This window comes from Acinetobacter sp. 1130196, assembly GCF_000588095.1.
Classification (GTDB): Bacteria; Pseudomonadota; Gammaproteobacteria; order Pseudomonadales; family Moraxellaceae; genus Acinetobacter; species Acinetobacter nosocomialis.
Genome location: NZ_JFWX01000031.1, coordinates 1 through 22,020 on the forward strand (window position 1 = coordinate 1; position 22,020 = coordinate 22,020).

General features: G+C 41.3%; 19 protein-coding genes and 1 pseudogene. 10 read left to right on the forward strand and 10 right to left on the reverse strand.

Translation table 11 applies throughout. The annotated features are described in order from the left end of the window. Positions 1–27 precede the first annotated feature (27 nt). The 4 genes and pseudogenes from J671_RS18400 to J671_RS18415 all read right to left on the reverse strand — a co-directional run bounded on the left by J671_RS18400 (position 28) and on the right by J671_RS18415 (position 4,259). Positions 28–960, reverse strand: a complete 933-nt coding sequence (locus J671_RS18400) for an IS5-like element ISAha3 family transposase (RefSeq protein ID WP_004812228.1) — start codon at positions 958–960, stop codon at positions 28–30. Between the two features lie 55 nt (positions 961–1,015). Continuing rightward, positions 1,016–2,014, reverse strand: a pseudogene (locus tag J671_RS18405) (saccharopine dehydrogenase family protein); the annotation flags it as partial. Between the two features lie 15 nt (positions 2,015–2,029). Further along, entirely contained in the window at positions 2,030–3,268 is a 1,239-nt protein-coding gene (locus J671_RS18410; RefSeq protein WP_031983042.1) for an NADH:flavin oxidoreductase/NADH oxidase family protein, read from the reverse strand. Positions 3,269–3,428: 160 nt separating this feature from the next. Next, the gene (locus J671_RS18415) at positions 3,429–4,259 is read right to left on the reverse strand and encodes an alpha/beta fold hydrolase (protein WP_000542615.1); all 831 of its coding nucleotides are present in this window, start codon (positions 4,257–4,259) and stop codon (positions 3,429–3,431) included. A gap of 317 nt (positions 4,260–4,576) precedes the next feature. Between J671_RS18415 and J671_RS18420 the strand changes: the two genes are divergently transcribed. Beyond that, positions 4,577–5,473, forward strand: a complete 897-nt coding sequence (locus tag J671_RS18420; RefSeq protein WP_031983043.1) for a hypothetical protein — start codon at positions 4,577–4,579, stop codon at positions 5,471–5,473. Positions 5,474–5,525: 52 nt separating this feature from the next. On the opposite strand, the gene J671_RS18425 is transcribed toward J671_RS18420, so the two are convergent. Genes J671_RS18425 through abaQ form a run of 3 tightly spaced genes read right to left on the reverse strand, consistent with a single transcriptional unit; the run spans position 5,526 to position 9,425 of the window. Next, positions 5,526–7,100, reverse strand: coding sequence for an aldehyde dehydrogenase (NADP(+)) (locus J671_RS18425; protein WP_031983045.1), 1,575 nt, complete (start codon positions 7,098–7,100; stop codon positions 5,526–5,528). A gap of 11 nt (positions 7,101–7,111) precedes the next feature. Next, positions 7,112–8,110 carry an AraD1 family protein gene (araD1, locus tag J671_RS18430; RefSeq protein ID WP_031983046.1) on the reverse strand — a complete coding sequence of 333 codons (999 nt, stop codon included), beginning with the start codon at positions 8,108–8,110 and terminating at the stop codon, positions 7,112–7,114. 10 nt (positions 8,111–8,120) lie between these two features. After that, positions 8,121–9,425 (reverse strand): multidrug efflux MFS transporter AbaQ, encoded by a 1,305-nt coding sequence (gene abaQ / locus J671_RS18435; RefSeq protein ID WP_031983047.1) that lies wholly within the window; start codon positions 9,423–9,425, stop codon positions 8,121–8,123. A 169-nt stretch (positions 9,426–9,594) separates the two neighbouring features. Between abaQ and J671_RS18440 the strand changes: the two genes are divergently transcribed. Together J671_RS18440 and J671_RS18445 are read left to right on the forward strand one after the other, a co-directional pair. Further along, positions 9,595–11,328: an IlvD/Edd family dehydratase gene (locus J671_RS18440; RefSeq protein ID WP_031983048.1), complete on the forward strand. Its 1,734-nt coding sequence runs from the start codon at positions 9,595–9,597 to the stop codon at positions 11,326–11,328. A gap of 83 nt (positions 11,329–11,411) precedes the next feature. Beyond that, on the forward strand, positions 11,412–12,128 hold the full coding sequence (locus tag J671_RS18445) for a FadR/GntR family transcriptional regulator (RefSeq protein WP_000029961.1): 717 nt from the start codon (positions 11,412–11,414) through the stop codon (positions 12,126–12,128). A gap of 63 nt (positions 12,129–12,191) precedes the next feature. Here J671_RS18445 and J671_RS18450 read toward each other — a convergent pair whose 3' ends face one another. Both J671_RS18450 and J671_RS18455 read right to left on the reverse strand, forming a co-directional pair. Then, positions 12,192–12,986 carry a TorF family putative porin gene (locus tag J671_RS18450; RefSeq protein ID WP_031983049.1) on the reverse strand — a complete coding sequence of 265 codons (795 nt, stop codon included), beginning with the start codon at positions 12,984–12,986 and terminating at the stop codon, positions 12,192–12,194. Positions 12,987–13,067: 81 nt separating this feature from the next. Further along, positions 13,068–13,982, reverse strand: a complete 915-nt coding sequence (locus tag J671_RS18455) for a LysR family transcriptional regulator (RefSeq protein WP_031983050.1) — start codon at positions 13,980–13,982, stop codon at positions 13,068–13,070. 100 nt (positions 13,983–14,082) lie between these two features. Between J671_RS18455 and J671_RS18460 the strand changes: the two genes are divergently transcribed. The 7 genes from J671_RS18460 (at position 14,083) to pcaD (ending at position 20,469) form a co-directional block, all read left to right on the forward strand. Continuing rightward, on the forward strand, positions 14,083–15,189 hold the full coding sequence (locus tag J671_RS18460; RefSeq protein WP_004747037.1) for a muconate/chloromuconate family cycloisomerase: 1,107 nt from the start codon (positions 14,083–14,085) through the stop codon (positions 15,187–15,189). Positions 15,190–15,212: 23 nt separating this feature from the next. Then, positions 15,213–15,503, forward strand: a complete 291-nt coding sequence (gene catC, locus J671_RS18465) for a muconolactone Delta-isomerase (protein ID WP_031983051.1) — start codon at positions 15,213–15,215, stop codon at positions 15,501–15,503. A 160-nt stretch (positions 15,504–15,663) separates the two neighbouring features. Then, positions 15,664–16,584, forward strand: coding sequence for a catechol 1,2-dioxygenase (gene catA / locus J671_RS18470; protein WP_031983053.1), 921 nt, complete (start codon positions 15,664–15,666; stop codon positions 16,582–16,584). A gap of 134 nt (positions 16,585–16,718) precedes the next feature. Continuing rightward, positions 16,719–17,390, forward strand: coding sequence for a 3-oxoacid CoA-transferase subunit A (locus tag J671_RS18475; RefSeq protein WP_017394060.1), 672 nt, complete (start codon positions 16,719–16,721; stop codon positions 17,388–17,390). Positions 17,391–17,408: 18 nt separating this feature from the next. Next, positions 17,409–18,062 (forward strand): 3-oxoacid CoA-transferase subunit B, encoded by a 654-nt coding sequence (locus tag J671_RS18480; protein ID WP_031983054.1) that lies wholly within the window; start codon positions 17,409–17,411, stop codon positions 18,060–18,062. Between the two features lie 402 nt (positions 18,063–18,464). Continuing rightward, positions 18,465–19,679, forward strand: coding sequence for a 3-oxoadipyl-CoA thiolase (pcaF, locus tag J671_RS18485; protein WP_031983056.1), 1,215 nt, complete (start codon positions 18,465–18,467; stop codon positions 19,677–19,679). A 10-nt stretch (positions 19,680–19,689) separates the two neighbouring features. Further along, a complete protein-coding gene (pcaD, locus tag J671_RS18490; RefSeq protein WP_031983058.1) occupies positions 19,690–20,469 on the forward strand; it encodes a 3-oxoadipate enol-lactonase in 780 nt (259 codons plus the stop codon). A 63-nt stretch (positions 20,470–20,532) separates the two neighbouring features. Here pcaD and J671_RS18495 read toward each other — a convergent pair whose 3' ends face one another. Continuing rightward, positions 20,533–22,020, reverse strand: coding sequence for an NAD-dependent phenylacetaldehyde dehydrogenase (locus J671_RS18495; protein ID WP_031983060.1), 1,488 nt, complete (start codon positions 22,018–22,020; stop codon positions 20,533–20,535).

Sequence of the window (22,020 nt, forward strand, 5' to 3'; positions counted from 1 at the left end):
GCTGAGTTCTCCCCAATCCATTCAAATTTAAGACACAACTTGGGTGCGAGGTCTACCTAATTCCGTAAATCTATTCAGAACTGCCACACGCGCATGAATTTCATTGACCTGACTTTGAAAATGTCTTGCCGTCAGCCTATCACCTAATAATTTGATGCAATGCATCTTGGTTTCCACCAAACTACGACGGTGATAACCCGACCATTTTTTCCATAGGGTTCTGCCTAAATGTTTAACCGTTTGAAGTAACTCATTTCGTTCTATTGAACTTATTTTAGAATCTTTCCAGGGCTTGGCATTCTTTCTGGGTGGAATTACTGCATGTGCTTGACGATCTGAAATCACTTTTCTGCAGCACTTCGTGTCGTACGCGCCATCGGTATAGACAGAATCTATTCGCTCATCTAGTGGAATTTGATCCAGTAAATCACCTAGTACTTGTGAATCACTGACATTATTTGTAGTAAGCTGAACGGCACGTATTTGCAGTGTTTCAGCATCTATACCAATATGCAGTTTACGCCATTGCCGACGGTATTCAGGCTGATGTTTTTTACGCTTCCATTCGCCTTCACCTAAAAACTTTAAACCCGTAGAGTCGACAAGTAGGTGTAACCCATCATGACTTTTCTGATAGCTTATCGCAATATCAATATGCTTTTGTCGTCTACAAAGGGTGGAGTAATCTGGTGCTGTCCAATTCAAGCCACAGAGTTTAATCAGGCTTTGAACAAAGCCAGTAACCATACGTAAAGAAAGACGGAATAGAGATTTGATCATTAAACAGCATTGAATCGCTGTATCGGAATAAGTTTGATTTCGTCCTTGCTTGCCTTGTGGTTGTGCATACCATTGCGTCTTAGGATCAAACCAGATTGAAATATTTCCTCGCTTGATTAAAGCTTGGTTATACGAGGACCAATTGGTTGTACGATAGATTTTAGGTGTAGGCTTCTTCATCTGGAAATTATATTACTGAAGAAGCCTTCAAGAATAGCTTTGTGCAACAAAGCCGTGTATATGTACCGCCTTTCACGATATTTTTAAGTAAATAATTCACCACAGTCAGTGAGCCATTTACGGTAAGACTATAGGCGTTTTCCGTTTGAATACGGGCAGTTTTGATTTCCCCACGTGCATTTCTTGCTTCACCCCAAACATAGGTAGGTACTGTCGCGCGAAGCTCCTCATTTGGCCCCACAACCGTTTTTTCAATACGTGACTTAATAAACTTCTGCACAGCATTGATTTTTAATACTGGGCGTACATAGTTCAGCATTTTCGCGCCAAAAATCATTTTAGGAAATGCAGGTACAAACACCTCAATGTTTGGAATGCCGGTTGTATAGAATGCTGTCGATACGTCTCCCCAAGGAACACTCATGGCACTTTTTTTACCATCACCAAAATCAATAGTCCGGACATAATGTGCTAACGGAACAGTGGTAATTTTTCCGTTTTTACGAATTTTTCCACCTTCGGCCATGCCTTCTGTACTTGTTTTGGCTGTACCCGGTGAAAACCCTGTTCTAGAGTCAAAACCAAGCGCTAAATGGGTCGCATCTGGCAGTGCTTCTTTCAAGGCAGCAGCAACACAGTCTGTTGGAATTACATCGAAACCGACACCCGGACAAAGCACAATATCAGCTTTTTCGGCTTGGCTGTTCAGTGACTGTGCCAATTCAAATACAGCAATTTCACCAGTAATATCTAAATAGTGAGCACCAGCTTTTATACAAGCTTCCATCATGGGTTTTGATGTTGCTGAAAATGGCCCTGCACAGTGCATAACCAGCTTAAAACCTTGAAGTTGCTCACTTATTGCATTTACGTTATCAAGTCCAAAAGCTTTATAGTCAAGCCCTAACTCTTGAGCAAGTGCTTCAACCTTAGCTTTGTTACGGCCAGCCAAAGTCGGTTTTAGACCTTGGCGTACAGCTTCACGAGCGATTAATTCGCCCGTGTAGCCATTTGCTCCATAAACTAACCAGTTTGAATCGTTAAGATTTGTCATAACACAACTCACTTTTTAAGAAGCAAATGAATAGTCACGCATGCCTTTTTTATACTGGCGAGTACGGCATGACATCGCTGATTGTTGCAAAATTAAAGCCCAAGCTGGTGAAACATTTGGTTTTGTTTTTTTACCAGCACTTAAATTACGTAACTGGAATTTGACCACAGCCATATTGGCAAGTGAAGCCAATGTTTTATTTTCCCATGTAATTGGTTTGAGTTCAGGTGAAATATTTTGGCCTTGTTTCCAAGCATTCGGCAAATTAGGTTCAATCGCTAAAGCTGTGGCAATACCGACCATATCTACACCACTTTCAATTACTTTTTCTGCCACTTGTATACGGCGTATGCCACCTGTCACCATAACAGGCATTTTGGCAACTTTACGAATTTCTTGTGCAAATTCTAAAAAGTAAGCTTCACGGGCAAGTGTACGACCATCACGTGCTTGGCCTTGCATTGCAGGCGCTTCGTAACTACCACCTGAAAGTTCAACTAAATCGACTGCCTGCTCATTTAACATTTTAACCACTTGTTGAGCATCTTCAGCGCTAAAACCGCCACGCTGGAAATCGGCTGAATTTAGTTTCACTGCAACCGTAAACTGTGGTGAAACTACTTTACGAACTGCTTCCACAATCTCAATTAAAATACGAGCGCGGTTTTCTAAAGAACCACCCCAACGATCTTGGCGTTTATTGCTGAGTGGAGAAAGAAACTGGCTTAATAAGTAACCATGTGCTGCATGAATTTCTACACCAGTAAACCCAGCTTTTTCACCTAGACGCGCTGTGTTTGCAAAACGCTGAATCACTTCTGCAATCATGGATTCAGTCATTTCAATTGGTGTGTTAAAGCGATTTGACATTTTGCCAAGATCTAGTGAAATAGCTGATGGCGCCCAAGTCTGCTGACCTAGGTTAGCTTGCATTTGTCGACCCGGATGGTTAATTTGAAGCCAAACCTGAGCACCTTTGGAACGGCTAATTTGTGCCCATTTTTTGAAAGTATCTAGATGCTTTTCATCTTCAAGCACTACGCCGCCCGGTCCAGTCATCGCTCGGCGGTCTACCATTACATTTCCGGTAATGATTAGACCTACGCCACCATTTGCCCAAGCCTGATATAAACGCATTAATTCTTCTGATGGTGCATGGTTTAAATCAGCCATATTTTCTTCCATTGCCGCTTTAGCAATACGGTTAGGAACATATGAGCCATTTGGGAATACTAATTTTTCGAACACTTTCATTGGAATGACCTCATTCAGTATGGCTTTACTTTAAGATTAAAGCTAACTTTAATGTCAATACCTTTTATTATTTCTCTATTTATTATTTTTAATTTCAATTGTTTATAAATAAAAAAGAGGCACTTCATAGGCCTCTTTTTTTAAAGTTTAAAGCTTTAAATTATTCGCGAATAAATGCCAATAAGTCCGCATTAATCACTTCATGGTTTACGGTTAACATACCGTGAGAAAAACCTGGGTAGATTTTGAGTTGGCTATTTTGAAGTAACTCAGCAGATTTCACACCAGACGTCTTATAAGGCACGATCTGGTCGTCGTCACCATGTAATACCAAAACAGGAATAGTGATTTTCTTTAAATCTTCGGTAAAGTCAGTTTGTGAGAATGCCACAATACCATCGTAATGTGCTTTTGCACTGCCTGTCATACCCTGACGCCACCAGTTAGCAATAATACCTTCAGATGGTTTCGCATCTGGTCGGTTAAAACCATAGAATGGGCCAGATGGAAGGTCTCGGAAAAATTGTGCACGGTTGGTGAGAACCTGATTTTGAAGGTCATCAAAAACTTCTTTTGGTAAACCTTCAGGATTATTTTCAGTTTTAACCATAAGCGGTGGTACTGCACTGACAAGAACAGCTTTCTTCACGTTTTCTTGACCATGGCGAGCAATATAGTGAGCCACTTCACCGCCACCTGTTGAATGGCCAATATGAATTGCATTTTTAATGTTCAGATGTTTAACCACTTCTGCAACATCATCTGCGTAATGGTCCATATCGTGACCATCCCATACCTGACTCGAACGCCCATGTCCACGGCGGTCATGAGCAACTACACGAAAACCTTCTTTAAGGAAAAAAAGCAATTGTGTATCCCAATCATCTGAACTCAAAGGCCAACCATGATGAAAAAATAGAACTTGGGCATCACGTGGTCCCCAATCTTTATAAAAAATCTCTACACCGTCTTTTGTCGTTACGTATCCCATCTTTGTTCTCCTGTTAAACAACTACTTATAGATTGGTTATAAAATTTGAATATTGATACTAAGCTTAAAGTTAACTTTAAGGTCAATTACTTTAATTGTATTTTTAAAATAAAATTTATATGAAAGCACGGCCTTAAACTCTTCTCATCTTTCCCCTTTTTTATTTCATTTAAATGTCAAAGCCTTTAGCCATCAAAATTAAAATCTTGACTTTAAAGTGAACTTTAAACTTATAGTTTCTGTAGTGGTTCTAAATTAACACGTCTTCATATGGACAGCATTAGATACTCGGTCAATTAATGTAAAGGTGAATTTTCATGAATATAAAACAACAATTTACTGAGGTTGAATTTGGACAACAAAAAATCAAAGTACCCAAAGGTGGTTATTATGACCGTTTTAGAATGAATCCCGATTTAGATGAAGTCGCTCAAGACCCTGCTGCTGGTAATATCGACTTTTTCCGTCATATTCCTAAAAAAATTGTGGAGTCCCGTGTAGGTCCTGTTTGGGCACCCAACTTTTATTATCGTAGTGCAAATGTGCAACTGCTGATGCTTGCACCTATTAAACAGATTAAAGCAAAACTTCCTGCTGACTTAACACCATTACAACCATTTCCGGGCTATGGGTTGGTCGCTGTTACGTTCTTTACCTATTCGGTTTGTGACAATGACCCTTATAACGAAGTGTCGATTGCGATTGTGGTACGCAAGCCTAATGCACATGGGCCACATATTGCAGAACTAATGAAATCGATGCGCCAACGTCATTTTTATGCACATGTTTTAGCGTTACCTGTCGATACAGAAATTGCCAGAGTGCGGGGTGTATATGGTTATCAATTACCGAAATGGCTGACTAAAATTGACGTGAACATTAACTCAAAAAGCGTTAAAGCCAATATTTTTGATCTTAATGGTAAGTTAGATTTAAGTTTAGAGACTGCTGTCCCCCCTTTAAAACATGTTGACTCTGAAACACATATTAATAAAGCAACCATGCTACATGTTGTTGATGGCAAATGGCACCAGACAGAGGTTCAATCAAACATTCTTTCTTTCGCGCAAAAACTTTTTCCAAAGAAAGTACGACTTGTGAAAAACGAAGGCCCTTTAACAAAGCTATTAAATGAACTAGGTGCTTCAAAAATTTTGCGTTTAGATGTTATAGAAGATGCGCAAGTCGTCCTTAATTTGCCTACTCCGCTATAGATTTATTATTCGAAATACAAAAAGAGACCAACATATGGTCTCTTTTTATTTTTTAGATCGCTTCTCTAGTCATCTCACCATTCACCAGTCTTAAAATCTGCAATGGGTTGCTGTCTTTTAAGGCTTCTGGCAATAAACTTTGCGGATAGTTCTGGTAGCAAACAGGTCTTAAGTAACGGTCAATGGCCAAGGTTCCAACTGAGGTGCCTCTTGCATCTGAAGTGGCTGGGGATGGCCCGCCGTGTACCATCGCATCACAGACCTCAACACCCGTTGGGTAGCCATTTATAAGTAATCGACCGGCTTTTTCCTCTAAAACTGGCACTACATCTGCAAACTCGGTTAAGTCAGCTTCATCGGCAATTAAAGTCGCAGTCAGTTGACCATTCATGCTTTGTAGCGCCTGAATGAGTTGGGCTTTATCTTCAACTTCAATAATGACTGTGGTTGGCCCAAAGATTTCTTCCTGTAAAAGCTGGTCACCTGCCAGTAAAAGCTCAACATCCGCTTTAAACAGTTGCGGCTGCGCCTGATTACCTTGTTGAGCCTGACCTGCCAAATGCTTAATACCTTGATGCTGGGTTAAGTGCTCAAGACCAGCGGTATAACTTTTTAAGGTGCCGGCATTGAGCATAGTTTGCGCAGGCTTAGCGCCCATAATTTCAGTCAGGTTGCTAATGAGCTGGCTAAATTCGGCCGATTTAATACCCAAGATTAAACCCGGATTGGTACAGAACTGACCACAGCCTAAAACCACTGAATCTGCCAAGTCCTGTGCAATTTTTTCACCACGGTTTTTTAAGGCTTCATGCAACATCAGCATTGGGTTAATGCTGCTCATTTCAGCAAACACAGGAATCGGTTGTGGACGGGCTGCGGCCATGTCACATAAAGCTCGTCCGCCACGCAGTGAACCCGTAAAACCCACAGCCTGAATTAAAGGATGCTTAACCAGTGGTTCACCTACGCCATTACCATAAATCATGTTAAATACACCTTTAGGCATATTTGATTTTTCGACTGCATGTTCAATAGCCTGCGCTACGAAATCTGCTGTGGCCATATGTCCACTATGGGCTTTTACCACTACAGAGCAACCTGCTGCCAGTGCCGAAGCAGTATCACCACCTGCAGTTGAGAATGCTAAAGGAAAGTTACTTGCCCCAAAGACTGCCACAGGGCCTACACCGATTTTAATCTGACGCAGGTCTGGGCGTGGTAAAGGCTGACGCTCAGGTAAAGCAGTATCAATACGCGCCCCTAAAAAATCACCACGGCGCAACACTTTGGCAAATAAACGCATTTGTCCACTGGTACGGGCACGTTCACCTTGTAAGCGTGCAAGTGGCAAAGCAGTCTCCTGTGACACGATTTCAAGAAAATCTGTACCTAATGCATCGAGTTCATCGGCAATATTTTCTAGAAAAACAGCACGCTGTTCAGGAGACGTATGACGGTAAGTCTTAAACGCTTGACTGGCTGCTTCACAGGCCTGATTCACTTCCTGTTCGGTTGCATGGTGAAACTCATAAGGCAAAGTTTCACCAGTCGTAGCATTTACACTTTTCAATAAGCTTGTACTTTGTGCGCTACGTGAACCGCCAATAAAGTTGTGTCCAATGACCATTTTTATATTCCTTAGAGAGTAATAACTGAACCGATCGGTAACTCGGGTTGCATATGAGCAAGTTTATTTCTGAGTGGATAACCAAACTCTTTCATTTCTATTTCAAACTCATCATTAACTTGCGCTTGAATACCATCGGCAAAAGATAGAGTCGCTGTACCGAAATAATGGATATGAACATCGCCTGCTTTTAAGAATTGTTGATACTTAAAGTGGTGATATTCGAGATTTGCCAAGCTATGACACATATTGTCTTCACCTGACAAAAACTCTTTTTCCCAAATAGTTTGTCCATTACGACGCAAACGGCTGGTTCCAACTAAATGTTTTGGTAATTCGCCTGTCCGTAAAGCTGGACCAAAACTACAAAAACGTAATTTTGAATGGGCCAGATATAAATAATTACGACGCTCCATTACGTGATCAGAATATTCATTACCCAGCGCAAACCCGATTCGGTAAGGCTTTAGGTCTTCTCCAATAACATAGAGGCCTGCGATTTCAGGTTCTTCGCCGCCGTCTTCGGCAAATGGTGGTAAAGGTAATTCAGCTCCCGGTCTTACCACAATTGAACCATCGCCTTTATAAAACCATTCTGGCTGTGCCCCGATCTGACCTTCTGCTGGACGCCCCTTTTGTAGCCCCCATTGAAATATTCGCATGGTGTCGGTCACCGAGCTGTCATCACTTAAATTTTGTTGATGCATTTTGTCTCGTGCAGATGCAGAACCTAAATGGGTTAAACCTGTACCGGAAATTAAACAATGCGTTGGATCTGGATGATCTAAAGGCGGCAATACCTTTAAGTCTGCTAATAACGATGAATAATCATAAGTTTCGGACTCAAACCCTAACGCCTCAACTTGTTGTTCCAGTGAAACTTTATTGCGGATTGCTAAAAGTGCTAAATCACGAACCGATTGAATATCTTTAACCGGATATGCCATGTTGCCTTCTACTTTCGCGACGGCACGTTGATTTGCACGATTCTCAAATTGAATAATTTGCATGTTTTATTCCTTACAAAGACTTTTGAATATTCACTGTTTGTGTTTTTTGGCGTTCGAGCTTGGCATAGACGATGTAAGTCAGAATCAAGCCAAAAAGCATGACAATAGATAAGAAATACAAACCAGCAGCCATATTTCCCGTGTATTCTTTTAACAGTCCGATCCCAAATGGCCCGACATAGCCACCTAAATTTCCAACAGAGTTAATTAAGGCGATACCAGCCGCTGCACTTGCACCTGTTAAGAAACGACCAGGTAGTGTCCAAAACACGGCAGTTGATGAAAATAGACAGAACGCAACTACAGCCAAAGCTGCCAACTGCATAACCGGAGAATTTAGCCAACCACTTAAAAACATTGCACAAGCACCTAGTGCATATAGAAAACTTAAGTGTCCGTAACGATCGTTCAGGCGGTCAGTACTACGCGGAATAATGAGAAGTCCAATAATTCCAAAAATATAGGGAATGCTAGATAAGAACCCAATTTGAATATCACTACCTCCGCCAAATTGCTTAATAATGGTAGGAAGCCAGAGATTTAAACCGTAAATACTTAAAGTTACCGGTAAATAGTAGAGTGCTAATAAAAGTACGCGTTTGTCTTTCAAGGCATGTAGTGGATTGGCATGTCGAGTTTGGTCGTATTCAGCTTCATCTTTAACGAGTTCATTTTTAAGCCATTGTTTTTGTTCAACGCTTAACCACTTTACTTTATCAATGTTATCGGGCAGCCACAAAAATGTAGGTAAAGCCAATAAAACCGCGGGCAAGCCAACTGCAACAAACAACCATTGCCAGCCGTGCAAATTTGCAATGCCATCCATTCCAAGTAATAGACCCGCTAAAGGCCCTGCAATCATCATGGCAATCGGTTGTGAAAGCACAAACATTCCCATGATTTTTCCGCGATGCCGCACCGGATACCACTGTGTAATTAGGTATAAAACACCAGGGAAAAAACCTGCCTCTGCTACACCAAGTAAAAACCGTAAGAGATAAAAACTTTTAGGGCCTTGAATAAGCGCCATGGCCATGGTGATGAGGCCCCATGTTAATAAAATGCGGGTAAACCATTTACGAGCACCAAATTTGTCTAAAAGCAAATTACTTGGAACTTCAAAAAGAAAATATCCAATAAAAAATAAGCCAGCTCCTAGACCATAGGCAGCATCACCAATTCCTACATCGGCACCCATATGCAAATGAGCAAATCCGACAGCGGCCCGATCAATGTATGCTACCAGATATAGTATGACTAATGCAGGTATCAGCTTAAACGTGACCGTCCGTATTACATCCTTTTCGAAATCCATGTTCGACTCCATTTCCTATTATTTACTTATAGAGCATCTTGCTCGTAAATTATCCTTTCAATTTAAAATATAGTAATACTATTTAAATTTCAAACCTTTTAAAAATAAAATTTATAGTGTATTTTTAATTAAATTAATTCTAATAGTAATACTATATAGGGAAATTTATATGAATAATAAACAAGTTCTTCGTTCGGCTGCCTGGTTTGGTACAACGGATAAAAATGGCTTTATGTATCGTAGCTGGATGAAGAACCAAGGAATTCCAGATCATGAGTTTCAAGGCAAGCCCATCATTGGAATTTGTAATACGTGGTCTGAACTCACCCCATGTAATGCGCATTTTCGAAAAATTGCCGAACACGTAAAAAAAGGAATTTTAGAAGCGGGCGGCTACCCTGTTGAATTTCCAGTATTTTCAAATGGTGAGTCGAATTTACGTCCTACCGCCATGTTTACCCGTAACTTAGCCAGTATGGATGTCGAAGAAGCTATTCGTGGTAACCCTATTGACGGTGTGGTCTTACTAACAGGTTGTGACAAAACCACGCCTGCATTATTAATGGGAGCTGCAAGCTGTGATATTCCAGCCATTGTAGTGACTGGCGGTCCCATGCTGAATGGTAAGCATAAAGGTAAAGACATTGGTGCAGGTACTATCGTTTGGCAAATGCATGAAGAACTCAAAGCAGGCAAAATTGATTTAAATGAATTTTTATCTGCCGAGTCTGGTATGTCTCGTTCGGCTGGTACATGTAACACCATGGGCACAGCCTCTACAATGGCGTGTATGGCTGAAGCCCTAGGCACTTCCTTACCCCACAATGCGGCCATTCCAGCAGTAGATTCTCGCCGTTATGTGTTGGCTCATCTTTCTGGTATGCGTATTGTTGATATGGTCCATGAAGATTTACGCCTTTCTAAAATCTTAACCAAAGAAGCCTTTGAAAATGCCATTAAGGTCAATGCAGCTATTGGTGGTTCAACCAATGCCGTAATTCACTTAAAAGCAATTGCCGGACGCATTGGGGTTGATTTACAACTCGATGACTGGAACCGTGTTGGCCGCGGCATGCCAACCATTGTCGACTTACAGCCTTCAGGTCGTTTTTTAATGGAAGAGTTCTATTATAGCGGCGGCTTGCCAGCCGTGATTCGTCGCATGGGGGAAGCCAATCTCTTGCCAAATCCACAAGCTTTAACCGTAAACGGTCAAACCATTTGGGAAAACTGCCAGCAATCACCTATTTATAACGATGAAGTAATTCGAACAATTGATAACCCAATTCGACAAGATGGCGGCATGTGTATTTTACGCGGAAATTTAGCGCCTAAAGGTGCGGTGCTTAAACCATCTGCTGCCACACCGGAGTTGATGAAACACCGCGGTCGTGCAGTCGTATTTGAAAACTTCGATGATTATAAAGCCCGTATTAATGACCCAGATCTAGATGTTGATGAAACTTGTATTCTTGTGATGAAAAATGCCGGCCCTAAAGGCTATCCGGGCATGGCCGAGGTAGGAAATATGGGACTGCCACCAAAAATTTTAGCCAAAGGCATTACCGACATGGTCCGTATTTCCGACGCACGTATGAGTGGAACAGCTTATGGCACTGTAGTTTTGCATGTTGCTCCAGAAGCCATGGCAGGTGGCCCTTTGGCTGTAGTTCAAAATGGTGACTTTATTGAACTGGATGCCTATGCTGGAAAACTTCACCTAGAAGTGAGTGATGAAGAACTTCAGCAACGTCTTGAAAATTTAGCGCCTCCAGCTCCACCAAGTTTTATTGGCGGCTACCGTAAGCTCTATGTAGAACATGTTTTACAAGCCGATGAAGGCTGTGATTTTGATTTCTTGGTCAGTTGCCGCGGCTTGGAAGTTCCACGTCATTCTCATTAATATTTATTCTTGAAAAAGATGATCTTGTTAAAAGACAAGGTCATCTATACCATAGGATATTCAACATCTCGTAATAGTGAAATATGAGTAAAGCTGACTATAAAAATCCTATTCCAAGCAAAAGCCAACATGCATTAATTGTTCAACAATTGGGATTAAAAATCGTTTCCGGAGAAATCTCAGAAAATGAAAAACTCCCAAGTGAAGTTGATTTATGTGAAGAATATAAAGTTAGCCGCCCTGTCTTTCGCGAAGCCATCCGTGTTTTAAATGCTAAAGGTTTAACTTACTCAAGACCTAAAATCGGGACTGTGGTTAGACCGAAAGAAGAATGGCATTTACTCGATCCGGATGTATTGTTTTGGTTGATTCAAACGACACCTGAGCACGAGTTTTTTAAAACCCTTTCTACTGTACGACGAGTTTTAGAACCAGAGCTTGCTTATATCGCGGCAAGTACAGCAAATGAAGAGGATATTGAGCGCATTAAACAAGCCTATGAAGGCATGGAAAAAGCGACAACAGTTGAAGAGTTTATAGAACCCGATATTCAGTTTCACTTAGCAATTGCTAAAGCAACGCATAATGATTTGTTGGCTTATATGTCAAAAATGTTGGTTTTACCTTTGCAGCAATCAATTCAAGTAACAAGCCTACGTCCAAATTTACAAGGCCATTCGCTACCAAGACATAAAGCAATTTTGACAGCAATTGAAAATAAAGATCCGCTCTCTGCTCGCCATGCTTCACTCGTTCAGCTAGATGACACTAAGATGGCGTATGATTTAATTAAAAAATAATTTTGTATATGAAATTTTTAAAGCCTGATAACAAAAAGTGATCAGGCTTTTTTTATTTATAAATTAGAAAACTTTTTTTACAGAGACAGTAAAAGTTGAATCAATTGGATTTGAAATAGGTGCACCCGGCTCACCATTGCTATACTTTTTATAATAAGCATTTTTATCCCATGCCTTGGTATAGGCTAATCCTGTACTCCAACCATCACCTAAATCTTTAATTACTTCGGCTTTAACATCTTGAAAGTTCGACTCTGAAAAGTTTTTGATTCTTTCATAGCCATAGTGGGCACCAAAAGTCCAAGTTTCACTGATCGGCTGGGTAAAGTTAACATCTAAATAACTTGATCCTCTTGACCTTTTACCAGCAGGTCCACCCATGGTTTTAGAGTTATAACCAGCATAATCTGGCGTGTAAGTCACAAAGTATTTGAGGCTTAAAGGACCATAGCCAATTTGAGGTACGATTTCACCATAGTTATAACTCGTATTTCCCGTTTCTGGTGTACTTTTCGCGCCTGGATAGTAATAATAAAAAATAGACATACCAATCGAGAATTTATCGATTGTTTTTAAATAACCTGTATAAAAATCCCATTCAACTGAAGCATCTCGCAGATAGTTGGAACTTACACTTGATGCCCAAGTTCCTACAAAAAAACCACTAGGATTGGCATAATCCAGTCCACCTTGTAAGGCTGGTTTACCCCAAGTTTGTTGGAAACCACGTGAAATATATTGACTAGCAAAAGTCACATTCGCGCTATAAGGAGAAGTTTTTTCTTGTTCTTCTAATTGTTCCGCATGTAAAACGCTAGTAGACATAATAAGTGAAGCTAAACCTAAAATTTTTCTCATTCAATAATTCCTTTTACATATTACCTATAGGTTTAAAGTTTTAAAATAACATGAAATATCCAGTTTAAGAACCTTAAAAGTTTATAAATTCAAGTTTCTAGACACATCTTCTTCGCTATAGATCTCTTCAATGCAATCTAAAATTTTAGGAATATAGGAACTTTGGTCCATGTTGCGCATGGATAGAGAGATGGGACTATAGGCTTCTAGGTCTAAGATATTTAAATAAGTTAGATTCTTCATTCCAATGTTGCAGGCGCTTTCCGGAATAATACAAATACCCTCTCCGGACGCCACTAAGCCAAGTGCCATATGAATTTCTCGTACTTCAGTCAGCTTGGCTGGGACAAGACCTAATTTGGTAAATAAAGCTTGAATAGTGGTCGAAAAATTTGGTTTAGGTGTGGTTGGATAAGAAAAAATTGTCTCATTAATAATTTGAGATAAATAAATTCCTGACTCTTGGAAATCACTTAATGGGTGTTTTTTATGGATTGCGAGTTTTAATTTTTCTTTTCTGAGTAGAAGTCGCTTAATGGCTGGATCACTAATTGGTAATCGACCAAAACCTAAATCAATTTTACCGAGTTTTAATGCTTCTACCTGATCTCGTGTACCACATTCAATAAGCTCGACATGAATGTCAGGATTTTTTTGTCTAAATAGATAGATGACCTGTGGTAATCGCCCATAAAGAAGCGAACTCACATAACCAACTTTAACAACGTTCTCGACCAGCTTCATTTTTTTAGCCATCGAAGCAGCTTGAGCGGTGTGCGTCAAAATTTGCACCGCATGCTGGTAAAAAAACAGCCCTGCTTCCGTTACTTTTAATGGACGAGAGCCTTTTTCGAATAAATCGATCCCTAATTCTTCTTCTAGTTTTTTGATTTGGCGTGTTAAAGGTGGCTGAGCAATAAAAAGCTTTTCTGCGGCTTTCGTCAGACTCTGTTCTTCAACAACGGTAACAAAATAACGTAGATGTCTTAATTCCATTAATATACCTTTTTAGTATCTTAAAATACCGTTCTATATCTATTTTAGGCTATTACATTCTTCTATGGTATACAAACAAGTTCGTAATAGTTGAAACTTCATGTATAGAACCATAGAAACCATACTTGTGGATATTCCAACTATCCGTCCTCACCAGTTGTCTGTGACTACTATGCGTACCCAGACTTTGGTACTCGTTAAAATTACGACCACGGATGGTATTGTCGGTTGGGGTGAAGCCACCACCATTGGTGGGCTGAACTATGGTGAAGAAAGTCCTGAGAGTGTCAAAGCCAATATTGATACCTACTTTGCACCATTACTGACATCAGTTAAAGATTTAAATGTTGCACAAACACTCAAACTGATTCGTAAAAATATTAATGGTAACCGCTTTGCCAAGTGCGCCATTCAGACTGCCCTACTTGATATTCAAGCCAAACGTTTAGGTGTGCCATTAAGCGAAGTTTTAGGTGGACGTCTGCGTAATAGTTTACCTGTGCTTTGGACGCTTGCGTCTGGTGACACGGAAAAAGATATTGCTGAAGCTCGCAAAATGATTGAGCTAAAGCGCCATAACACGTTCAAACTTAAAATTGGTGCACGTCCTTTACAGCAAGATGTTGACCATGTGATTGCGATTAAAAAAGCATTAGGCGCTGATGTTAGTGTACGTGTAGATGTAAACCGTGCATGGTCAGAACTTGAATGTATTCATGGTATTCAACAGCTCCAAGATGGTGGAATCGATTTAATCGAACAACCATGTGCAATTCAAAATACCGAAGCACTTGCTCGCCTCACCCATCGTTTTGATGTAGCCATTATGGCAGATGAAGCTTTAACTGGACCTGACAGTGCATACCGTATTGCAAAAAATCATGGTGCAGATGTATTTGCCGTAAAAATTGAACAATCTGGTGGCCTGATCGAAGCGTGTGAAGTTGGCAAAATTGCTGGTTTGGCTGGTATCGACCTATATGGCGGCACCATGCTTGAAGGTCCTGTAGGAAGTATTGCATCGGCCCATGTATTTGCAACCTTTGAAACATTAGCGTTCGGCACTGAATTATTTGGTCCGTTATTACTGACCGAAGAAATTTTAAAAGAGCCGCTACGTTACGAAAACTTTGAATTGCATTTGCCAACAGCTCCGGGCTTAGGCATTGAAATTGATGAAGATAAAATTGAGAAATTACGTCGTTAAGGCAACAGGATAAGGAGTTTCCCATGTTATTTCATGTACGTATGGATGTGCATATTCCACTTGATATGCCAGCCGACAAAGCAAATGAAATTAAGGCCGTTGAAAAAGCTTATTCGCAAGAATTACAACGCCAAGGTAAATGGCGCCATATCTGGCGAATTACAGGCCAATACTCGAACATCAGTATTTTTGATGTAGAGAGCAATGAAGAATTGCATAACATTTTACAGGGTTTACCTCTCTATCCATACATGGACATTGAAGTGATGGCAATAAACCGTCACCCATCTTCTGTTCGTGATGATGATTCGTAAATCCAAAGAATGTTTTAAATGTGATCTCTGAAGTCCATTTATAAACCAAGCATATTATTCAGAAGGTAACAAGGAACGTGGTAGCAACTATTTGCTAGCAAAACAGAATGCCCGCAGTGCTACCACCCAAAACCGTATTGCATACTTAAGGAGTTTTAGTATGAACCGTCAACAAATTGATGCGCTTGTAAAACAAATGAATGTCGACACAGCAAAAGGTGAAGTCGATGCACGTGTTCAACAAATTGTAGTGCGCCTTCTTGGGGATTTATTTCAAGCCATCGAAGATTTAGACATCCAGCCTTCTGAAGTTTGGAAAGGTTTGGAATATTTTACCGATGCAGGTCAAGCAAATGAACTTGGTCTTTTGGCTGCTGGCTTAGGTTTAGAACATTATCTTGACTTACGTGCAGATGAAGCAGATGCCAAAGCTGGTGTTACTGGCGGCACACCACGTACTATCGAAGGCCCACTTTATGTAGCTGGCGCGCCTGAATCAGTTGGTTTTGCACGTATGGATGATGGAACTGAGACTGGCAAAATCGATACCTTAATTATTGAAGGTAAAGTAACTGACACGGATGGCAATATTATTGAAAATGCTAAAGTTGAAGTATGGCATGCCAACAGTTTAGGTAACTATTCATTCTTTGATAAGTCTCAATCTGACTTTAACTTACGCCGTACCATTTTCACTGATGCAGATGGTAAATATGTAGCGTTAACCACTATGCCAGTTGGTTATGGATGCCCTCCTGAAGGTACAACACAGGCTCTTCTTAACAAGTTAGGCCGTCATGGTAACCGTCCATCTCACGTTCACTACTTCGTTTCTGCACCGGGTTACCGCAAGCTGACTACTCAATTCAACATTGAGGGTGATGAGTACTTATGGGACGACTTTGCTTTCGCAACCCGTGATGGCTTGGTGGCAACAGCAGTTGATGTAACTGACCCAGCTGAAATTCAACGCCGTGGTTTAGATCACGCTTTCAAACACATCACATTTAACATTGAACTTGTTAAAGATGCCGCTGCTGCTCCTTCAACTGAAGTTGAACGTCGTCGCGCTAGCGCTTAATTGAAATTGTATGTGAGTTAAAAGTTCGCTTTTGACTCACAAAATTTACTCCATTTATTACTACCATTAAGAATTTCAATAAATTTTTAGCGGTAGTAATACATCACGTTACCTCATGCTCTAAGGTTTCTCACATGATTGACAAAAGTAAGTCCTCACTAAGCGAGGTTCTATCGCAGATTAAAGATGGTGCAACCATCCTGATTGGTGGTTTCGGTACCGCAGGACAACCCGCTGAACTCATTGACGGTCTGATTGAACTCGGTGTTAAAGATTTAACGATTGTCAGCAATAACGCCGGTAATGGCGATTACGGTCTGGCTAAACTGCTTAAGGCTGGTTCGGTTAAAAAAGTGATCTGTTCTTTCCCACGTCAGTCAGATTCTTATGTGTTTGATGAACTATACCGTGCCGGAAAGGTGGAACTTGAGGTTGTACCGCAAGGTAATCTGGCTTGTCGTATTCAAGCTGCAGGTATGGGTTTAGGTGCTGTATTTACTCCAACAGGCTTTGGAACTCTTTTGGCCGAAGGTAAAGAAACTCGTGAGATTGATGGTAAAGATTACGTACTTGAATATCCGATCAAGGCTGACTTTGCCCTGATTAAAGCTTATAAGGGCGACCGCTGGGGCAATCTGGTTTACCGTAAATCTGCACGTAACTTTGGCCCGATCATGGCCATGGCTGCGGATGTCACCATTGCTCAGGTTTCTGAAGTGGTGGAGCTGGGTGGATTAGACCCTGAGCACATCATCACCCCAGGTATCTTTGTACAGCATGTTGTACAAGTACAGCCCGCACAGTAAGCAATAAGGAGAAATAACATGAGCTATCAGAAACTCAGCCGTGACCAGATTGCACAACGTGTGGCACAAGATATTCCAGATGGTGCCTATGTAAACTTGGGCATTGGCTTACCAACCAAGATTGCCAGCTACTTACCTAACGATAAAGATATTTTCCTTCATTCTGAAAATGGACTATTGGCATTTGGCCCACCACCAGCTGCAGGTGAAGAAGACCCTGAACTGATTAATGCGGGTAAAGAGTTTGTGACCATGCTTGAAGGCGGCAGCTTTTTCCACCATGGTGACTCATTTGCGATGATGCGTGGTGGTCACCTTGATATTGCCGTGCTTGGTGCCTTTCAGGTGGCAGCGAATGGTGACTTGGCGAACTGGCACACCGGTGCGCCGGATGCGATTCCTGCGGTGGGTGGTGCGATGGATTTGGCAGTTGGTGCCAAGAAAGTATTTATCACCACAGACCACGTCACCAAACAAGGTGAACCGAAGATTGTGGCTGAGCTGAGCTATCCGGTAACGGGTAAACACTGTGTTGACCGTATTTACACCGATCTTTGTGTAATTGATGTGACCAAAGACGGTTTAAAGGTAATTGAGAAAGTAGAAGGTCTTAGTTTTGATGAGTTACAGGCTTTAACGGGTGCAACTTTGATTGATGCGACTCAAGATTAAAATTTAAAACAGCAGTAACTATTGTGACAGGCGACATGGATGTCGCCCGTTGGACAGGGAGGCATGGAAGCCTCCTCTGTTCAACAAAGGTTTTTGTTACTTTTGACCTTTCAAAAGTAAGGTATCGCTTATGCAACAGACCTATGGATATCACAGTGTATTACAGCCGTGATGTTATTCGTTGATATGAAAATTTATAAATCATTACGACGGAGTCTTATCTGTTTAAACCAGATGCCGACAGCTAATTCGTGTCACTTTTTTAAAAAAGTAACCAAAAACCTTTGTTACTCAGACACAACCTCCCTGTTGTGCTGAGCAACGAGGCGACATCCATGTCGCCACCGCGAAATACTTACGGAGAATGGCTAAAAAGGCCTGAAGTAAAGGACAAAAGTTAGAATGAAAAACGCTTATATCATCGATGCCATCCGTACTCCATTCGGCCGTTACGCAGGTGGCCTTGCTCCTGTCCGTGCCGATGACCTTGGCGCTGTGCCGATTAAAGCCCTCATGCAGCGTAACCCTAGTGTAGATTGGGAACAGGTCGATGATGTGATCTATGGTTGTGCTAACCAAGCCGGTGAAGACAACCGTAATGTCGGCCGTATGTCAGCACTGCTTGCGGGTTTACCTTATCAGGTGCCGGCAACCACTATTAACCGTTTATGCGGTTCATCACTCGATGCCATTGCCATTGCTGCCCGTGCCATTAAAGCAGGTGAAGCTAACTTGGTGATTGCAGGTGGTGTGGAAAGCATGAGCCGTGCACCCTATGTGATGGGTAAGTCTGACAATGCTTTTGGCCGTAGCCAGAAGATTGAAGACACCACCATGGGTTGGCGCTTCATTAACCCAAAACTTAAAGAATTGTATGGTGTAGACACCATGCCCCAGACTGCCGAAAACGTGGCTGAACAGTTTAACGTCAATCGTGCAGATCAGGACCAGTTTGCCTTGGTGAGCCAACAACGCACCGCAAGCGCGCAAGCCAAAGGCTTTTTTTCTAAAGAAATTGTGGCAGTTGAAATCCCTCAGCGTAAGGGCGATGCTGTTGTGATTGATACCGATGAACATCCACGTGCATCAACCACACTTGAAGGCTTAAGCAAACTTAAGCCTGTTGTGAAAGCAGATGGCACAGTCACTGCAGGTAATGCTTCAGGCATCAACGATGGTGCAGCCGCATTGCTGATTGCTTCTGATGATGCAGTTCAGGCTTACAACTTAAAACCACGTGCCAAGATCATTGCTTCAACAGCAGTGGGTGTAGAACCACGTATTATGGGTTTTGCTCCAGCACCCGCCATTAAAAAATTACTTAAACAAACCAACCTGACTTTAGAGCAAATGGATGTAATTGAGCTGAATGAAGCCTTTGCTGCACAAGCTTTAGCAGTCACCCGTGATTTAGGTTTGCTAGACAACTCTGACAAGGTAAATCCAAACGGTGGAGCAATTGCATTAGGTCATCCACTTGGTGCATCAGGTGCACGCCTTGTGACTACAGCCCTAAACCAGCTTGAACAAACAGGCGGCCGTTATGCCTTGTGTTCGATGTGTATTGGTGTAGGACAAGGCATCGCATTGATTATTGAACGTGTTGAAGCACTTTAAGGAGAAACAAATGCCATCTTTTCAATCTGCCGATGCACAAATTAACTATCAAACTTTTGGCGAACCTTCTTCCCCTGCTCTGGTGTTTTCCAATTCTTTGGGCACTAACTATGGTATGTGGCAAAAACAGTTTAATGAGTTAGAAGATCAATTTTTTGTGATCTGCTATGACACACGTGGTCACGGTTTATCCTCTACGCCTGACGGTCCATACACTGTAGAGCAATTAGGTGAAGATGTTGTCCGTTTACTCGACCATCTAAATATTAGCAAAGCTGCTTTTTGTGGTATTTCAATGGGCGGTTTAACAGGTCAATGGCTTGCGATTCACTACCCTAACCGTTTTAGTCATGTCATTGTTGCAAATACTGCCGCTAAAATCGGACAAGAACAAGCATGGCTTGACCGTGCAAAATTAGTACGTGAGCAAGGTTTACAGCCAATCGCAGCTACAGCAGCTTCACGATGGTTTACAGATCCCTTTATCCAAAGTCATCCTTCAATTGTCAACAACCTGTGTAACGACTTAAGTGCTGGCAGCGCAATAGGTTATGCCAATTGTTGCGAGGCTTTGGCTAAAGCGGATGTCCGTGAGCAGTTAAAAGATATCAAAATTCCTGTATTGGTGATTGCTGGAACTCAAGACCCTGTAACGACTGTTGCAGATGGTGAGTTTATGCAGCAACGCATTCCACAATCACAACTTGCAGAGATAGATGCTTCTCATATTTCCAATGTAGAACAGCCCGAAGCTTTTAATAAAATTTTAAAAGATTTTTTATTAGTTTAATTTTAATGATTCAAAAAATGGCCTATAGAGGCCATTTTTTTATATCTCGTAGAATCTTTGAACTTAATACCGAATCATGACCGATTTTAATTCGGTGTAATCTTCAATAAATGCATCTGAAAACTCTCTGCCAATTCCCGAAGCCTTCACTCCACCAAATGGAACTGAGGGATCTAAGAACGTATGCATATTCACCCATAAGGTGCCTGCTTCAATTTTAGGAATTAAACGTAAAGCTTTAGACAAATCATTTGTCCAAATACTTGCGGTTAAACCAAAGCGCGACTGATTCATCAGTTGAATAAGTTCTTCATCAGTTTCGAATGGCATTACCCCGACTACTGGACCAAAAGTTTCTTCTAAAAATAAAGGATCATCCGTATTTTTAAAGGAAATTAAAGTCGGCTGTACAAAATACCCTGTCTGATCTAGAGCCTCACCCCCTGCAATAATCTGGTTGTTGGCTTTAGCCATATCTAAATAATGTTTCACTTTATGAAAGTGTGGCTGATTAGAGAGTGGACCAAACATACTTCCTTCATCCATAGCCGATCCAATTTTGAAACTAGAAAGTGCTTTCGAGAGTTTCTCGACAAGTTCATCTTGTTTTGTATGATGTACAAAAAAACGCTCTGGGGATGCACAAACTTGACCTTGATGCACAAAAGTTGCTTGCAACAAAGTTGGTAAAATCTCATCAATATTTGCATCAGCTAAAACGGCAATCGCATTTTTTCCACCCAGCTCCAGACTTACGCGGGTTAAATCACTACTCATCGCGAGCTTACCAATCGCAATGCCGGTTGGAACTGAACCTGTAAATGAGACTTTCTTAACGAGCGGTGACTCAATTAAATATTGCCCTGTATCGCCCTTACCTGTAACCACATTAATTACGCCAGCCGGAATACCTGCCTCAATGGCAAGTTCGGCTAAACGTAATAAAGATAAGCTGGCAAACTCACTTGGTTTAAGCACAATGGTACAGCCTGTTGTTAAAGCTGAACCGATTTTCCAAACGCCAATCATCAGTGAAAAATTCCAAGGTACAATCCCTGCAACCACACCCACTGGTTGTCTTAAAGTAAAAGCTGTATATTTCTCACCTTGCATAGAAGGAATAGAGGGTTGCATGGTTTGACCATTAATTTTAGTTGCCCAACCCGCAAAATATCTCAAGAAAATAACAGATTGTGCGACTTCAAGATGCCGTGAAATATTGATAAGTTTTCCAGTAGATAACGACTCGAGCTGTGCAAGTTCTTCACCATATTGCTCAATTAAATCGGCTAGCTTGTTCAGTTTAACACCACGTTCATACGGCGTTGTTTCAGCCCAAGCATTTTGAAAAGCATGTTCAGCACTTTTCACTGCAATTTCAACGTCTTGTTGACTACCAATACTAATTTGAGCAACAACTTGTTCAGTCGATGGATTCACAATATCCACTTTATCTAAAAGCTCGGCAGCAACTAATTTTCCATCAATAAAATGTCCATGTTGACGTGCCATAAATTGCTGCACGCTTTGTAAAATCTGAACTTCACTCAT

Bases quoted from the DNA above. Each gene is read 5' to 3' on its own strand.
- J671_RS18400 (WP_004812228.1), bottom strand. From the start codon at position 960: ATGAAGAAGCCTACACCTAAAATCTATCGTACAACCAATTGGTCCTCG.
- J671_RS18410 (WP_031983042.1), bottom strand. From the start codon at position 3,268: ATGAAAGTGTTCGAAAAATTAGTATTCCCAAATGGCTCATATGTTCCT.
- J671_RS18415 (WP_000542615.1), bottom strand. From the start codon at position 4,259: ATGGGATACGTAACGACAAAAGACGGTGTAGAGATTTTTTATAAAGAT.
- J671_RS18420 (WP_031983043.1), top strand. From the start codon at position 4,577: ATGAATATAAAACAACAATTTACTGAGGTTGAATTTGGACAACAAAAA.
- J671_RS18425 (WP_031983045.1), bottom strand. From the start codon at position 7,100: ATGGTCATTGGACACAACTTTATTGGCGGTTCACGTAGCGCACAAAGT.
- araD1 (WP_031983046.1), bottom strand. From the start codon at position 8,110: ATGCAAATTATTCAATTTGAGAATCGTGCAAATCAACGTGCCGTCGCG.
- abaQ (WP_031983047.1), bottom strand. From the start codon at position 9,425: ATGGATTTCGAAAAGGATGTAATACGGACGGTCACGTTTAAGCTGATA.
- J671_RS18440 (WP_031983048.1), top strand. From the start codon at position 9,595: ATGAATAATAAACAAGTTCTTCGTTCGGCTGCCTGGTTTGGTACAACG.
- J671_RS18445 (WP_000029961.1), top strand. From the start codon at position 11,412: ATGAGTAAAGCTGACTATAAAAATCCTATTCCAAGCAAAAGCCAACAT.
- J671_RS18450 (WP_031983049.1), bottom strand. From the start codon at position 12,986: ATGAGAAAAATTTTAGGTTTAGCTTCACTTATTATGTCTACTAGCGTT.
- J671_RS18455 (WP_031983050.1), bottom strand. From the start codon at position 13,982: ATGGAATTAAGACATCTACGTTATTTTGTTACCGTTGTTGAAGAACAG.
- J671_RS18460 (WP_004747037.1), top strand. From the start codon at position 14,083: ATGTATAGAACCATAGAAACCATACTTGTGGATATTCCAACTATCCGT.
- catC (WP_031983051.1), top strand. From the start codon at position 15,213: ATGTTATTTCATGTACGTATGGATGTGCATATTCCACTTGATATGCCA.
- catA (WP_031983053.1), top strand. From the start codon at position 15,664: ATGAACCGTCAACAAATTGATGCGCTTGTAAAACAAATGAATGTCGAC.
- J671_RS18475 (WP_017394060.1), top strand. From the start codon at position 16,719: ATGATTGACAAAAGTAAGTCCTCACTAAGCGAGGTTCTATCGCAGATT.
- J671_RS18480 (WP_031983054.1), top strand. From the start codon at position 17,409: ATGAGCTATCAGAAACTCAGCCGTGACCAGATTGCACAACGTGTGGCA.
- pcaF (WP_031983056.1), top strand. From the start codon at position 18,465: ATGAAAAACGCTTATATCATCGATGCCATCCGTACTCCATTCGGCCGT.
- pcaD (WP_031983058.1), top strand. From the start codon at position 19,690: ATGCCATCTTTTCAATCTGCCGATGCACAAATTAACTATCAAACTTTT.
- J671_RS18495 (WP_031983060.1), bottom strand. From the start codon at position 22,020: ATGAGTGAAGTTCAGATTTTACAAAGCGTGCAGCAATTTATGGCACGT.